Origin of the sequence: Halobacillus litoralis (assembly GCF_020171725.1) — a bacterium.
Taxonomy (GTDB): domain Bacteria; phylum Bacillota; class Bacilli; order Bacillales; family Halobacillaceae; genus Halobacillus; species Halobacillus litoralis_F.
In genome coordinates this window covers 19,499-33,196 of record NZ_JAIVAJ010000010.1, presented here as the reverse complement: position 1 = coordinate 33,196, position 13,698 = coordinate 19,499, and the positions used below count along the sequence as shown (strand labels likewise).

Below are 13,698 nucleotides of genomic sequence, written 5' to 3'. Positions count from 1 at the left end.
AGATTATGTTGCTGATAGGAGGAGGTCTTGTATGTACGACCAGATAACAAGACCTATTTCCATGAAAAGAGCGATGCTGCTAAGATAGCAAGAGACAGACCTAGCAAATAAGAGGGAAAACTAAAGTAAAGACTGTTGAAATGCATATCCGCCCACCATGTGTAGGGGTAATCCAATTGATTCCTGATTGTTTCAATCAGATTAAGCAACAAAAAGAGACCCACGCCGCTGCCCAGCAGTGATACAAGCAAGATGCCTATCTTCCACCAGGAATCCAAGACCCTTAATTTTTTCCAAGCCTCGATACTGGCGCACGTGCAGAACCACACGAACAACACGAGCGAAAGCAGGAGATAAGGAATATGCGGATTTCCATTCCCTGAAGATTGATCAGGTGCTATCGTCATGAGGAATTGCACGAAGAATAGATTGACTAAATGATAACTCAGCATCACTGACCAGCTTACGACTGATTTGTCATCCTTATCTGTCAGCCATACCATCCCTACTAATCCGACGATCAAGTAACTAACTAACATAAGCCAAATCCATAAATCGGACATACGCCCCCCCCACTTCCTTTTTCATCCATTATCGCCTTGATCTCTCTACCTTTCAACACTAGGGTAAAGTATGGCATGATACAGTGAGAAAGGAATGAGGCAGATGAAAAAAATATTCGACCACACCGGCATTGCCGTGCGAAACATAGAAGAGAGCATTCAATTTTATACGACCGTTCTGGAAGGGGAACTCATAGACCGTTACCGAAGTGAAGCAGAGGGCGTCGAGAGCGAAATCGCCATCATCGACATTGACGGCGACCGGTTCGAACTATTGATGCCGACCAACAACACCACCTCACCCATCGCCCGGTTTATCAAACAAAAGGGCAAAGGCGTCCACCACCTTGCTTATCGAGTCGATGATTTAGACAAGGCCATTGCCGAGCTCGGCGAACAAGGAATCCGTACACTCGAATGGTCCCGCCGCACCAACAAACACGGCCGCCGCCTGATCTATCTAAACCCAGCAGATACTGAAGGAACAATCATCGAATACTGTGATTACAAAGGGTGATTGTCTCCAATCCGAAGCCACCGGTGCTCTACCGATGGCTTTTTGAATACGAAAAAATGAAACCGAGCGACCTTCCTTGCCACACCGAAGCGGCGAAGTGCAACTTCCTTCTCCTATTCAATCGTCGTTCCTTCAGAAAAGCCTCCTCCTAATCAAAGAACCACCGGCGCTATGCCGGTGGCTTCATCAACTTATTCTCCGATGGCTTCATTCACATCAAATTCTGCCGGGTCGAGCTCGGTTTCTTTTCCAAGGACAAGACGCGCAAGCTCTGCCCCTAGATAAGGGCCAGAGGTAAGTCCCGATGCGCCGAGTCCGTTTGCCACATACAGTCCTTCCACATCAGGAACAGCCCCGAACACAGGCAGGGAGCCCGGCGTGAACGGTCTGAACCCGACACGTGTTTCGACGAACGTGCTGTCCTTCAATCCAGGAAAGACCTCCAATGCCTTGTCAAAAATATAATGGAGACCGCCTGCTGTCGGGCGTGGATCGAAGCCGGCCTCACGCTCGTGCGTGGCACCGATGACGACACGTCCTCCTTCGAATGCGAGCAGATACTGGTTATTCGGCGGCATGACGACCGGCCAGTCTTCTGTCTTTTCGTTCGGAAGCTCCAAGTGAACAATCTGGGCTTTCTGTGGAGAGACAAGGAATTCAACCCCAAGCGGAGTGAGCAATTCCTTCGACCAAGCTCCACCCGTTACGAGCACCCGTCCTTCCAACGTTTCGCAATTTACTCGGGCGCCTGTGACATGCTTGCCATCATGCGTCAGACTGGCATTTCCTTGAATAAAATGAGCCCCGTTCTTCTCTGCCGTTCTCAGCAGGGCATCACGGAGCTTCCGTCCGTTGACACGTGCTGCTCCGCTGACGTGAATCGATTCGTACCCTTCCGCAACGGCAGGGAAACGCTTCTTCGTTTCTTCCGCTGACAAGCGCGTGATGTCGCCGATTTCAGGGGCGCCGTCTTCTTTACGCTTGGTCACGCGTTCGATCGCTTTCTCAAGCTTCGCCTCGTCACGCTGCAGGCTGATGGCTCCGACCCGTTTGTAGCCCGTGTCGGTTTCGCCCGCTTCTTCCAATTCGCTGATCAGCTCTGGATAATATTTCGCACCGCCCTTTACGAGACGGTACCATTTTTTATTGCGGCGCTGGGCGAGCCAAGGGCATACAATCCCTGCGGCCGCTTCTGTCGCCTGACCGATATCGTTCCGGTCGACAATCGTCACCTCTGCGCCTTCTTTTGCTAAATGATAAGCCGTCGAAGCCCCGAGAATTCCGGCGCCGACTACGATATATTTTTCCACTTAAAACACCTTTTTTCTACATAGTTTGTCTCATTATTGTACATGGTTGCTTTAAGCGGAGGCAAACGCTTGGCGGTCTTTCTCGATATGAAGGGCTTGGTAATATGACGTAAATGGGAAAATCAAACTCACCAGGATAAGGAGACTGCCACCTGCTATGACCGTAGGGATCCCTCCCACCAAAGAGGCCAGCCCTCCTCCGCAGGTAAGTCCCACCAGAAACCCTGCATTAAGCAGGGTATTCATTAGACCGGAGACTCTGCCAAGCACGTCATTCGGGATCACCTGCATGATGAAGCTGTTCAGCGGCACATTCAGGCATGTGCTGGACAACCCGACGAAAGCCATCCATATGTACAGTGGCGCAAACGGAATCACCTGATGAACGTGGTAAACGGGTGCGATCGCAATGGTTATGACGCCTGTCGCTCCAATGACAATAAGCAATAGCTGATTGGACTTCATCTTTTTCATAAAATATGGAATGAGCAGCGCGCCGATGATTCCGAACACCCCTTCCGTTGACTCCAGCATGCCAAAGTGCAGCTCCTGGACCTCAAATACGTTTAAGATCACATCGAAAATCGTGGCGCCGACAATACTCATGACGAAAGCCGTCACGACCATCAGTGTCAGAATACCTTTCAGAAACATATTGTGCTTCACCTCAAGGAGGCCTCCCTTTAAGGACTCCAAGTACGAATCTTTCTCCTCCCCTTCTTTATGAACTGTCCCACTCATTTTGATTGTCATAAGCAGAATTCCGGAGACAAGAAATGTAGCCGAATCGATTGCAAACACCCAGGACACTTGATCGAGTAACAACAGAGCTCCTCCAATAGACGGCGCGAGGACTCTCATTGTCGTAAAGGTCGATTGGGAGAGCCCCACTGCTTTAGGAATCTGTTCTTCTTCGATTATAGTCGGGATGGCTGCTGTTCTCGCTGGTTCAAAGAACACCGTGCCGATCCCCTGCAGGAACGTAAGCGTCACAAGCATGACGACTGAATCATGAAACGGAATCATCAGCAGCAAAATGAGCAGCCTGTACAGATCAGAGCTGACCATGATCCATTTTTTCGAAAAACGATCGATGACAGGTCCTGCCCATACACCCAATAACAAATGAGGAAGATAGCCTGCCATCAGGATGAAACTGAATACGGCAGGATGACTGGATTGCTCGGAGACGAGAAACATGACAACGATAAACGTAATCCCATCCCCGAGCTCCGAAATAATCTGTGCACACCAAAGCTTCAAATAAGCAGGATTTTTCAAAAGTTCCAGCAATGCGACCCCTCCATTAAAATTAATTTTAACGATAAAACAAATTAAACACGTTCTTTTATCATTTGTAAAGAGGTGGAAATGATTCGAATGGCTTGATCCTTTTCTGCACAAGGGGTTTCATCGTTAAAATTTTTTTGAGCGGTGAAATGAATTTTGATATACTGAGATCAAGAGGTGGTTATCGTGAACCAAAGCACGGAAATGGTAAAAGCGTTGTTCGATCCGAAATTAAATGCACTGATGAAAAGCGTGGAGGATGACGCCAAGACCGTAAAAGAGATGGCCGCTCACGTAAATGAGAAGCCATCCCGCCTGTACTATCCGATCAAAAAACTGATGAATTTAGGCCTGCTTCAAATTGAACGGGAAGAGATGGTCGGCAACTTGAAGGAAAGCTATTACACATCCCGTCACTTAACCGATGAGGACTTCTCATTCGAAGGGGAATTTGCGAAAGAGAACAGGGACCTGCTGCTCACGCAATCGATGATGGAATTCAAACGAGGGTTGGATGTCTTAAAGAATGACCTCGAGTCCGATCCCGCCCCTGATCATTCCAGCGCCCGTATGAGTCATCATCGTGTTCATATGACGCTCAAGGAATGGGAAGACTTGCATGGGGAAATCAGGGAACTGATCCAGAAAAGAGAGAAAGAGTCGACGGGACAAGAGGCCTTCGCCTTTAACCTGCTTTCTTTCAAAGACGATTAACAACGTAAAAAACGTGCAGACCAAGTGGCTCCGGACCGTTTGCCTTCGTCATGAGGCCAAAACAGTCTTGAGACTTCTTCTCTGCACGTTTTTTCGTCAATTTCTCATGTGTTCTCGAGACCCGCTGAAAATAAAAAGACGCCATTCATAGGCGTCTCTCCATCAATCTATTCTTGTACAACTTCTACTTCCCAATCGCCATTTACATAAAGGCCGATGACGTCAATGCCGTAGTCCCAGCTTTTAACGACTTCGATGGCCTCTTTGATTTCTTCCCACTTCTTCTCGCGAGGAACTGGGTTTCCAGCGCAGCCTTCGTGACCGACGATCGCAAGTGTTTTCGATCCGTGGGCATCAACAGAAACCTGAACTTTGGCTTGGATCGCTTTGATCTGATCCTCTGTTCCTTGAAGCACCACTTTGTTCGGTCCTGCTTCTGTAATCATATCGACGTAAGGCACGTCATATTTCTCCTGCATCCAGTGAATAACAGGCAGCTGGACTCGTCCATCCATACAGTTGATTGAAGTTACAAACTCTGACATATTCCATTCCTCCTCTAACTTTTAAGATTATTCTACCATAAATCCAACAAGGTTCAGCACACTCAACCATTCACATCTTTTTACAAATGATTCTAAAAAGCCGTACTATAGAAGTAGATTGATTTAATTGGAGAGGATGGTTTAGCGTGAGTCAACGTGAATGGTCATTGATTGATATCCCATCATTAGAGGGACAAGTTATTATCGTCACAGGGGGAAACGGAGGCCTCGGGTATGAGGCTGTCAACGTGTTTGCCAAAAGAGGGGCTAAGGTGATTCTCGCCTCGAGGTCGATCGAGCGCGGGCAGGAAGCCCATGCGAAGCTGACGAAAGAGACGCCTGAAGCCGATATTGAAGTGATGGAACTGAACCTCGGAGACTTGGAATCTGTCCATCAATTCGCCCATGCCTTCAAGCAAAAGTACGACCGTCTGGATATTCTATTAAACAATGCCGGAGTGATGACGACGCCTTATGGTCAGACGAAAGATGGCTTTGAGCAGCAGCTTGGCATCAACCACCTCGGGCATTTCGCCTTGACGGGCCTTCTTTTCGACACGATCAAAAAGACGGCTGGTGCACGCATCGTGAACATCAGCAGCAATGCCCACCGCCAAGGCAAGATGGACTTCGACAACTTACTATTCGAAAATGGCGGCTACACGCCGATGAAGTCCTATTCTCAATCCAAGCTCGCCAACCTGCTCTTCACTTTTGAACTGCAGAGGAAGCTCAACGATGCCGGCATTCCTGTCAAAACCGTAGCCGCTCACCCAGGGGTAGCGACGACGAACCTGACGCGTCATATTGAAGATAAGCTTCTGTTTAAAGTAGTGGGACCACTCTTCAACGTCATGACACAAGATGCGTTCAACGGAGCCCTTCCCGGCATCCGCGCTGCGACCGATCCATCCGTGCAGGGAGGCGAATACTTCGGCCCTTCCGGATTCCAGGAATTCAAAGGCGATCCAGTCGTTGTTGAACCCATCACTAAAGCCTACGATGTCATCGAGGCAGACATCCTTTGGAAACGCTCAGAAGAACTCACAGGCGTCACATTTACAATCTAAGTGCGTTTGAAAAATAACCCACCGAAACCAAAAAGGATCAGGCAGCAAAGCCTGATCCTTTTTCCATTATGTTATCCAGAATCTTTTCTGTTTAAGGTAAAATCACAACTTTACCTAACGTCTTGCCATTTTTGAAATATTTCTGAGCTTCCTGCGCTTCATCCAGCGGGAACGTTTTATCAATAATCGGCTTCACTTTCCCCTCACGTACCGCTTCCATAAGCTTACGGAAGTCTTCACGGGTTCCAAGAACCGATCCAAGCAGGGCAATGTGCTTCAAGTACATCGTTCTGAAATCAAGCTCTGTAATCTGACCACCCGAGGATCCGGATGTACAGAAGCTGCCTCCTTTTTTCAATACATTCAAGGAAATATCGAACAAGGCGTCACCGACTACATCGAGAACCGCATCAATCGGTCCTCCATTCGCTTTCAGGATGTCTTCCTCTAATGAATCAGAACGGTAGGACAAGACGTGTGTCGCACCGAGCTCTTTCATACGGTCCCGAAGCGCCAAGTCTCCGACGATGGCGATTACGTTGGCACCGAAGACGCGGGATGCAATCTGGACGTTGAGCGACCCTACACCGCCGTTCGCGCCTGTGACCATAACCGTCTGCCCCGGTTTCAGGTTCAATTGCTCGACCATATGCCAGCCGGTTAATCCACTGACAGAGAATACGGCACTCTCTTCATAAGAGGATAACGCCATCGGATAGCAAAGCTCCGCCGGCCAGACGACGTATTCGGCATATCCCCCATCATATTCAGAGCCGATAAAGCTCATATCGTCCGAAATGTGCTCTTCTCCAGGCTCTCCTGTTGAAGTGAAAGGAAACACGACGACCTGCTCTCCGACTCGGGACTCGTCCACGCCTTGTCCGACCTCGACGATATCGCCCGTAATATCCGAGCCTGGTGTACGCGGAAACTGTACGCCTTCCGGACGCCAGCCGGACTCTTCGCCCGCACCATAGGCCCCTTCTCTCATCCAGATTTCTGTATTATTGATAGCACATGCTTTTACGCGTATTAACACTTCGCCTTCTTTCGGCTTTGGCTGGTCGACGTCAACGACTTGAAGTTGGTCAAAGCCGCCATACCCCATCACTTGTGCTGCTTTCATAATATTTCCTCCTCATCGTTCGACTCGTTTTGTCATAAGTATACCCTTTTAAGCTTTCTGTACTCTCTGCTTTCATCAAAACACCCTACAGTCTAAGAAAAATAAGAGATAATGTCGAACAATTTGCCTATGAACAGAGGCTTTATGTGGTATAGAATAAGTGAGGATATGATTATGTTGAATTAAGGAGAGAGAGCAAAGTATGGTGTTAAGCACAAAAGCCCTTATGGAGAAAGATTATTTTCATGTAGAAACGATCAGTCAACGGATCAAGCTGTACGATCTGCCAGCAGAGATGAATGAGGAACAAATGAATGAACTGGAGGAAATTGCGGCAGATAAGAACTGTGACAAAGTGATTGCCTACGTAAGAGCTGGTGATGAACAGACGCTTGAAGACCTCTCCTTTCATATGGAGGCTGAAATCAAAGGCTTCTTCCAAGGTGAAGATGCCAAGGTGTACGCGAAGTTTTTGGATGCAGAACGAAATCAACCCGACCCTGACAATGTCATCACCCAAGTAAGGGAGATGAACATTACGTCCCCAAGCTCTAAGCCTTTACCTGAAGGCTATCAGATGGTGTGGGGAACGAAAGCCCATGCAGAGGATATGGCAGCGTTCTACAGCACGATTTTTGATACGTATCCGACACCGATCGATGACCCTGAGTATATTGTGCAGATGATGGATGATGACGTGTACTTCTCCTTAATTTATTTCGGAGATGAACTCGTAAGCGCCTGCTCGGCTGATGTATTCACAGATTTTAACGCGGCCGAATTCACTGACTGCGCAACGTCGCCTGACCACCGCGGAAAAGGACTCCTTTCCAGGCAGTACCCGATGCTCGAACGAAAAATGAACGAGCTTGGTGTTCAGACGATGTTCACCTATACGAGGGCGATTTCGATGGGGATGAATATCGTAGCCGCTCAACACGGCTTTTCCTTCGGAGGATGCCTCGTCCAAAACAGCATGATCGGCACGGGAATTGAAGACATGAACATGTGGTACAAGCAGCTCTAATATTTTATGAGAAAAGCAGGGAGAAACGGAATGATCCACTCGTTTCTCCCTGCTTTTTTTATTTGGTAGAACGAGCCATGATGAGAAGGTCATCGTACAAGCTTTCTCCAAGCTTCACGGCTTCCCTCTTCCGCCCTTCCTCTATGAAGCCTTCCCTCTCGTACAGCGATATCGCAGGTCTGTTCTTGGAAAAGACCTCGAGCGACACCTTCTCGATCAGCGGGCTCCCTTCTGCCCAGTGCATCAATTGCTGTAGGAGGGCTTTGCCGATCCCGTGACCTCTGTATGCAGGAAGCACGCTCATGCCGAAGCTTCCCTGATGCTTGTTCCGCTTCTTCCGACCGTTGTGAAAATCTAAGAATCCGGCAATCTCACCCTCGCATTCTGCAACAAGCGCAAGGCTTCCTTCAGACACGAGAAGACTGTCCAGCAAGTCCCGCTCCGTTTCGACGGACAACTTAAATTCCTCCTCGGTCGTTAAAAGGTACGCAGATGTGCGGATCACCTCATTGGTTAAGTCGAGGACCTGTTCGGCATCCTCTGCCACGGCGGTACGGATGAGGACGTAACGCTGATCCTTCGTTTTAAAGCGGAATTCGTCTGTTCGCCCCATCTACCGGTTCTTCCTTTTCAAATAATCGACCAGTCCCATGGCACAGACCTTCATATCGAGCTTCAGCAACGGATAAACACGGTGACCATCCGGAACGCCGAGATCCTTTAGATGAGTGGACACGCGCTCGAACAGATTCTCCTCTACTTCTTCCATGCTTTCACTCTGCTCCGCTTCATCAACAAATACAGGAATCCAACGGCGCACTTCCTCGAGCGCAAGAGTCGGCTTGCCGCAGGTTCCGTAGTGACCGAAGAACAGGTAATCCGGTTTCATCTTTTCAAAGCGGTCGATCGAATGGTGCATCGCCTCCGGATCGAATTGATTCGGAGACGTCGTCGGCAAATAAAAGGTGACGCCGCAGTCTTCGGTCTGATGATACTGGATCCCCGCTGTGTCCCCCACAAAAAGACCGTTGGTGGCTGAGTCGTGAATCGCTAGATGATGCTTGGCATGCCCAGGCGTATCATAAAAGGTCAGCATCCGATCCTCGCCAATCGATAATGTATCTCCTTCTGTCACGGCAACCAGTTTCTCCTTAGGAATCGGAAGGATGGGAGCGAATAAGTCGTCAAATGTCTCCCCGTACACCGCCCTGGCACCTTTCTCGAGTCTTGAGGGATCTGCGAGGTGACGAAGACCCCGCTCGTGAACGTAAATCGTGGCATTCGGACATTCCTTCAACAGAAGTCCCGCGCCTCCTGCATGATCCAAATGGATGTGAGTCAATACAATGTGTTCCACATCTTCAGCAGCGATTCCCAGCTCCTGAAGACCCTTTATGATATGAGGTACCGATGGACTCGGACCTGTTTCTACAAGCGTCGTCTTCTCTTCCTGCAAGACATATGTACCCGTCCGTCCCGGAAATCCCATATCGTACCCGTCAATGATTCGCACTTCTCTCATAGCCATTTCCTCCTTTCTTCCATTTTACTAAATTTTCTAATAAATAAATAGCGCTTTCAAGGAGTAACAAAAAGGAACTGGGTGAATATCATGGGTGGTGAGGAGTTGATCTTATGACAAACGAAAGGAACACGTCCCACAGTGTTCAAAATCCGACACACAGTCAGTGCGTCAACTACAAGAATTATTATGTCGTCATTCAATTGAATGATGGGCGCCAAGTCGATGGGATCATCACAGACGTCACGAAGGACAAAATCGAAATGATGGTCAGTGAGACCGTCGAAGGGCAAGAGGGGCAATCAGAGGACCGCCAATTCGGCCGCTGGGGCTATCGCAGATTCCGCCCAGGATTCTTCCCTGTCGCCGCCCTTACATCCCTTGCGTTGCTGCCGTTCGTCCGCCCGTATCCGTATTATGCCCCTTACCCCTACTACGGTCCGTACCCGTATTACTACTGATTGAATGTCTCTGGTCTTATCTCATCATACAAAAACCACCTCCCATGTCCCGCATGAAAGGTGGTTTCTTTTTATCCAAATACACTTTTTTCGATTTGTTTCATTTGATAGAAATAGCCTTGCTGCGCCATCAATTCATCATAGGTTCCCGTCTCCACGACCTTCCCCTGCTCCATGACGATGATTTGGTCCATTTGCTCAAGGCCCGTCAATCTGTGACTGATCAGGACGAGCGTATCGTCCTTTGCCTGCTCGAACAAGTGACGGTACAGACTCTGCTCGGTCAACGCATCAATAGACGAGGTTGGCTCATCGAGAAGCCATAAGCGCTCGTTACGCAGCAGTGCCCGCGCCATCGCGAGACGCTGCTTCTCGCCTCCCGATAGATTCTCACCGCGCTCGAAGACTTCATCATCCAGAGAAAAGGCGGCAAGCTCGGCCTTGGCTAAAGCTTCCGTCATCTCTTCATCTGACACGTCGTCTTTGGCGAGTGACAAGTTATCCCGAATCGTTCCGTAGAAAAAGTGATTCTCCTGTAACACGACATTCGCCTGACTCCAAAGGTCTTCCTCATCAACCTTGGCGAGTGGTTTTCCGTCCAGTGTCACGTCCCCTACTGTCTGTGGGTACACCTTCAACAAGAGCTGCATAAGCGTCGATTTACCCGACCCACTGGGACCGACGACAGCTGTTTTTGTGCCGGGGGCGAGCTCGATTGAGACGTCGTCGAGCGAAGGACGGGAGGCTTCCTCGTAACGGAAGGACACGTGATCGAACCGGTATCCGTATGGAGCGTTACCGGATAACGGTTCGGTTTCCTCGCTTTCCTCGACCGCTTCCTCCAAATGGAACAAGCGCTTCGATGCCCTCCGGCTGTCATCTAAGTGACGCGGAAGCACCGCCATCGGGGCGGCATTTTCAAAAACGGTCAAGCTGATCATGACGAGCATCGCCAGAAACAACCCGTTCAAGTCTCCGGAGCCTACAAGGTAAGCCCCAAGTCCTGTTACGACCCAGGAAACGATCAGTGTCGCAAGGGTGTTCACGGATTGACTGTAGACCATCTGCTTCCCCTGTCGTTCCTGCTCGTGGATATACGTCGCTGCCGACGATTCGAGCTGTTCTTCTTTATCTTCGAGCTGCTGATAGATTTTCAAATCTCGGAAGCCATAAAGAAACTCGGTCACATCCGTTGATAGATGCCCTCTCGCTTCGCGGATTTCGTTCTCCAGTTTCCGTTGACGGAGCGCAAATAAGAACGGAATGATCAACCCGGTCAGCAGAAGGCCGACGAATAAGACGAGCGCAACAGCCCACGAGAAAATCGTTGTAAAGACGATGGTCGCAAGGAAGATGACCACCATCACAACGGGCGGGTAATAGACACGGAGGAAGAAGTTCTGCAGACTCTCTACATCCCCTACAATTCTCGAAAGTAAATCCCCGCTTCGGTACTTCTGAAAAATGCGTGGTGCGTGCGGTTCTATTTTTTTATAAAAAGCAAGTCGGATGTTGCTGAGCATCGTAAAGGTGGCGCGGTGGGAATAGTAGCGCTCGGCATAGCGTCCGAGTGCCCGCGCGAATCCGAACAGCTTCAGAAATGCAATGAGTACGGTCAGTGCATACAAAGGCGGGACGAGGGCCGCACGTGATATGAGATAACCACTCGAACCGAACAGTCCGACCGCTGCGATGCCGGCGAGAAATCCGAAGACGATCGACAACCAGATGTCTTTTTTCTCAAGGGTAATGATTTTCATGACGGATGCGAGTTCTTTCATGCTGAATCCCCTCCTTGCTGGACATGAACCATTCTGCGGTAGGCTTCGGTCGTTTGAAGCAGTTCTTCATGCGTGCCCTGCCCGACCAGTTTCCCGTCCTCGAGGAACAGGATCTGGTCGGCATTCCTGATTGTGTGAAGGCGGTGAGCGACGGTGATGACCGTTGACGTCTTCGACAGTTCTTCGATTGAGGACTGCAGTATCTGCTCGGTCTTCAAATCTAGTCCGGTTGTCGGTTCATCGAACAGGATCACCGACGGTCGCTTCAAGAAGGCGCGTGCGATGGCAAGGCGCTGCTTCTCTCCACCTGACAAGCCTCTCCCCGCTTCACCGACAGGCGTATCGTATCCATATTCCAGTGATTCAACCAGTTCGGCAATGCCTGCCTTCTCGGCTGCACGTTCGACTTCTTCCCGTGTATGGGCGCCTCTGCCACCGATTGCAATATTGTCTTCAATGGTTCCCGCAAAGACGTAAGGGTGCTGGGAAATGTAACTGACTCGGTCGAACCACTCCCGCTCCGCATACTCATTCAGCGGAAGACCATTGATCCTAACCGTCCCCTCGTCCGGCTTCATTAAGCCGGCGATCAAGTTCAGGAGTGTCGATTTCCCCGACCCGCTGCGGCCGACAATGGCAACATCCGCATTCGCTGGCATGACCGCATGGAGCTCCTGAAGCTGAAAGGTCTGCCCCTTTTTGTAGGCAAACGTTACGCCATCTAGCTCTAAGGCAGGAGGCTGACTTCCTTCGATTGCTTTCTGCCCCCATTCCATCGATTGATCCTCTCTCTCCAACTCCTCCACGAGCTGCTTCGCGGCTCCAGAGCTGCCTCTTCCTGCGTGGAAGGCACTGCCGAATTCCTTCAGTGTCAGGTAGAATTCAGGAGCAAGGACGAGAATGAAGAAGGCGGAGAAAAATGGAATGCTTTCATAAACCACGAGACGGATGGCGATTTCCAGGGCGATAATTCCGATACTGAGCATCGAAATAAACTCCAGCATCAAGGAAGAGGTGAACGCCACTTTCAGGACATCCATTGTGGCATCACGGAAGCCGAGACTGCTTTCTTCAATCGTGTCCCGCTGTTTTTTAGACCGACCGAACAGCTTCAGTGTGGTTAACCCTTGAAGGGTGTCCAGAAAACGACCGGAGAAAGCTGACATCTTCTCCATCTGCTCTTCCGATTTCTTCTTTGTCATCACGCCGACAATCGCCATGAAAAACGGGATGAACGGTGCCGTGATCAACATGATGATGCCTGAACTGATGTGGTGGGTGAACACGACGACGAGTATCATCAAAGGGACGACGGCCGTTGAGATCATTTGCGGGATGTACTGGCTGAAGTAGCCATCCACTTCATCGACTGAATCCATCAATACACTGACTTTCCTTCCCGACTGACCTTCTAAAGAGGCCTGTACCGGGTTCTTCGAAAATTTATGAATGATCCGCTTCCGGAACTCACTCTTCGCATAAGCAGCCATTGAAACGCCCGTCCGACCGTGAAGCCAAGTGAACAGCGCCCTTCCCGCCAATACAGCGAGCAGCCCAAAGAGAAGCGGGACAACTTCCTGAAAGCTCTCTTGATCCAGAAACATACGTTCCACAATCGCTACAAAATAGTAAGACTGACCGATGATGGCCGCTCCAATTAATACAGAGGCGAGCGTCAAAAGGAGAGTCGCTCTGCGCTGAGCGAAGGCCATCTGACTGAGATGTTTCATATGAGCATGTCTCCTCATTTATATTGTGAATTGTTTCACATT

Annotated in this window: 14 protein-coding genes; 5 read left to right on the top strand and 9 right to left on the bottom strand. The window is 49.6% G+C overall.

Annotation, left to right across the window (positions count from 1 at the left end; translation table 11 throughout):
• Nucleotides 1-53: 53 nt before the first annotated feature.
• A complete protein-coding gene (locus tag LCM20_RS17690; RefSeq protein WP_225196819.1) occupies nucleotides 54-563 on the bottom strand; it encodes a hypothetical protein in 510 nt (169 codons plus the stop codon).
• Between the two features lie 103 nt (nucleotides 564-666).
• On the opposite strand from LCM20_RS17690, the gene LCM20_RS17685 reads away from it, so the two are divergent.
• Nucleotides 667-1,080, top strand: a complete 414-nt coding sequence (locus tag LCM20_RS17685) for a VOC family protein (protein WP_225196818.1) — start codon at nucleotides 667-669, stop codon at nucleotides 1,078-1,080.
• A 191-nt stretch (nucleotides 1,081-1,271) separates the two neighbouring features.
• Here the strand turns inward: LCM20_RS17685 and LCM20_RS17680 are convergent, their stop codons facing one another.
• Together LCM20_RS17680 and LCM20_RS17675 are read right to left on the bottom strand one after the other, a co-directional pair.
• A complete protein-coding gene (locus tag LCM20_RS17680) occupies nucleotides 1,272-2,390 on the bottom strand; it encodes an NAD(P)/FAD-dependent oxidoreductase (protein WP_225196817.1) in 1,119 nt (372 codons plus the stop codon).
• 51 nt (nucleotides 2,391-2,441) lie between these two features.
• Nucleotides 2,442-3,683 carry an MFS transporter gene (locus LCM20_RS17675; RefSeq protein WP_225196816.1) on the bottom strand — a complete coding sequence of 414 codons (1,242 nt, stop codon included), beginning with the start codon at nucleotides 3,681-3,683 and terminating at the stop codon, nucleotides 2,442-2,444.
• A gap of 183 nt (nucleotides 3,684-3,866) precedes the next feature.
• Here LCM20_RS17675 and LCM20_RS17670 point away from each other — a divergent pair, with 183 nt between their 5' ends.
• The gene (locus LCM20_RS17670; protein ID WP_225196815.1) at nucleotides 3,867-4,394 is read left to right on the top strand and encodes an ArsR family transcriptional regulator; all 528 of its coding nucleotides are present in this window, start codon (nucleotides 3,867-3,869) and stop codon (nucleotides 4,392-4,394) included.
• Nucleotides 4,395-4,561: 167 nt separating this feature from the next.
• On the opposite strand, the gene LCM20_RS17665 is transcribed toward LCM20_RS17670, so the two are convergent.
• Entirely contained in the window at nucleotides 4,562-4,939 is a 378-nt protein-coding gene (locus LCM20_RS17665; protein ID WP_225196814.1) for a carbonic anhydrase, read from the bottom strand.
• Between the two features lie 146 nt (nucleotides 4,940-5,085).
• Between LCM20_RS17665 and LCM20_RS17660 the strand changes: the two genes are divergently transcribed.
• Nucleotides 5,086-6,009, top strand: coding sequence for an oxidoreductase (locus LCM20_RS17660; RefSeq protein WP_225196813.1), 924 nt, complete (start codon nucleotides 5,086-5,088; stop codon nucleotides 6,007-6,009).
• Between the two features lie 91 nt (nucleotides 6,010-6,100).
• On the opposite strand, the gene LCM20_RS17655 is transcribed toward LCM20_RS17660, so the two are convergent.
• Nucleotides 6,101-7,135, bottom strand: coding sequence for a zinc-binding dehydrogenase (locus tag LCM20_RS17655; protein WP_225196812.1), 1,035 nt, complete (start codon nucleotides 7,133-7,135; stop codon nucleotides 6,101-6,103).
• A 226-nt stretch (nucleotides 7,136-7,361) separates the two neighbouring features.
• Here LCM20_RS17655 and ablB point away from each other — a divergent pair, with 226 nt between their 5' ends.
• Nucleotides 7,362-8,162: a putative beta-lysine N-acetyltransferase gene (gene ablB, locus LCM20_RS17650; protein WP_225196811.1), complete on the top strand. Its 801-nt coding sequence runs from the start codon at nucleotides 7,362-7,364 to the stop codon at nucleotides 8,160-8,162.
• A 58-nt stretch (nucleotides 8,163-8,220) separates the two neighbouring features.
• Here the strand turns inward: ablB and LCM20_RS17645 are convergent, their stop codons facing one another.
• Together LCM20_RS17645 and LCM20_RS17640 are read right to left on the bottom strand one after the other, a co-directional pair.
• Entirely contained in the window at nucleotides 8,221-8,775 is a 555-nt protein-coding gene (locus tag LCM20_RS17645) for a GNAT family N-acetyltransferase (protein WP_225196810.1), read from the bottom strand.
• Nucleotides 8,776-9,684, bottom strand: a complete 909-nt coding sequence (locus LCM20_RS17640; protein ID WP_225196809.1) for an MBL fold metallo-hydrolase — start codon at nucleotides 9,682-9,684, stop codon at nucleotides 8,776-8,778.
• Between the two features lie 113 nt (nucleotides 9,685-9,797).
• On the opposite strand from LCM20_RS17640, the gene LCM20_RS17635 reads away from it, so the two are divergent.
• A complete protein-coding gene (locus tag LCM20_RS17635) occupies nucleotides 9,798-10,145 on the top strand; it encodes a hypothetical protein (RefSeq protein WP_225196808.1) in 348 nt (115 codons plus the stop codon).
• A 71-nt stretch (nucleotides 10,146-10,216) separates the two neighbouring features.
• Here the strand turns inward: LCM20_RS17635 and cydC are convergent, their stop codons facing one another.
• Nucleotides 10,217-11,926 carry a thiol reductant ABC exporter subunit CydC gene (gene cydC, locus LCM20_RS17630; protein ID WP_225196807.1) on the bottom strand — a complete coding sequence of 570 codons (1,710 nt, stop codon included), beginning with the start codon at nucleotides 11,924-11,926 and terminating at the stop codon, nucleotides 10,217-10,219.
• Entirely contained in the window at nucleotides 11,923-13,656 is a 1,734-nt protein-coding gene (gene cydD / locus LCM20_RS17625) for a thiol reductant ABC exporter subunit CydD (protein WP_225196806.1), read from the bottom strand. Before cydD ends, cydC begins: the two co-directional genes overlap by 4 nt.
• Between the last annotated feature and the right edge of the window lie 42 nt (nucleotides 13,657-13,698).

Coding starts and splice junctions, on each gene's coding strand:
- LCM20_RS17690 (WP_225196819.1), bottom strand. CDS start 563: ATGTCCGATTTATGGATTTGGCTTATGTTAGTTAGTTACTTGATCGTC.
- LCM20_RS17685 (WP_225196818.1), top strand. CDS start 667: ATGAAAAAAATATTCGACCACACCGGCATTGCCGTGCGAAACATAGAA.
- LCM20_RS17665 (WP_225196814.1), bottom strand. CDS start 4,939: ATGTCAGAGTTTGTAACTTCAATCAACTGTATGGATGGACGAGTCCAG.
- LCM20_RS17655 (WP_225196812.1), bottom strand. CDS start 7,135: ATGAAAGCAGCACAAGTGATGGGGTATGGCGGCTTTGACCAACTTCAA.
- ablB (WP_225196811.1), top strand. CDS start 7,362: ATGGAGAAAGATTATTTTCATGTAGAAACGATCAGTCAACGGATCAAG.
- LCM20_RS17645 (WP_225196810.1), bottom strand. CDS start 8,775: ATGGGGCGAACAGACGAATTCCGCTTTAAAACGAAGGATCAGCGTTAC.
- LCM20_RS17640 (WP_225196809.1), bottom strand. CDS start 9,684: ATGAGAGAAGTGCGAATCATTGACGGGTACGATATGGGATTTCCGGGA.
- LCM20_RS17635 (WP_225196808.1), top strand. CDS start 9,798: ATGACAAACGAAAGGAACACGTCCCACAGTGTTCAAAATCCGACACAC.
- cydC (WP_225196807.1), bottom strand. CDS start 11,926: ATGAAAGAACTCGCATCCGTCATGAAAATCATTACCCTTGAGAAAAAA.
- cydD (WP_225196806.1), bottom strand. CDS start 13,656: ATGAAACATCTCAGTCAGATGGCCTTCGCTCAGCGCAGAGCGACTCTC.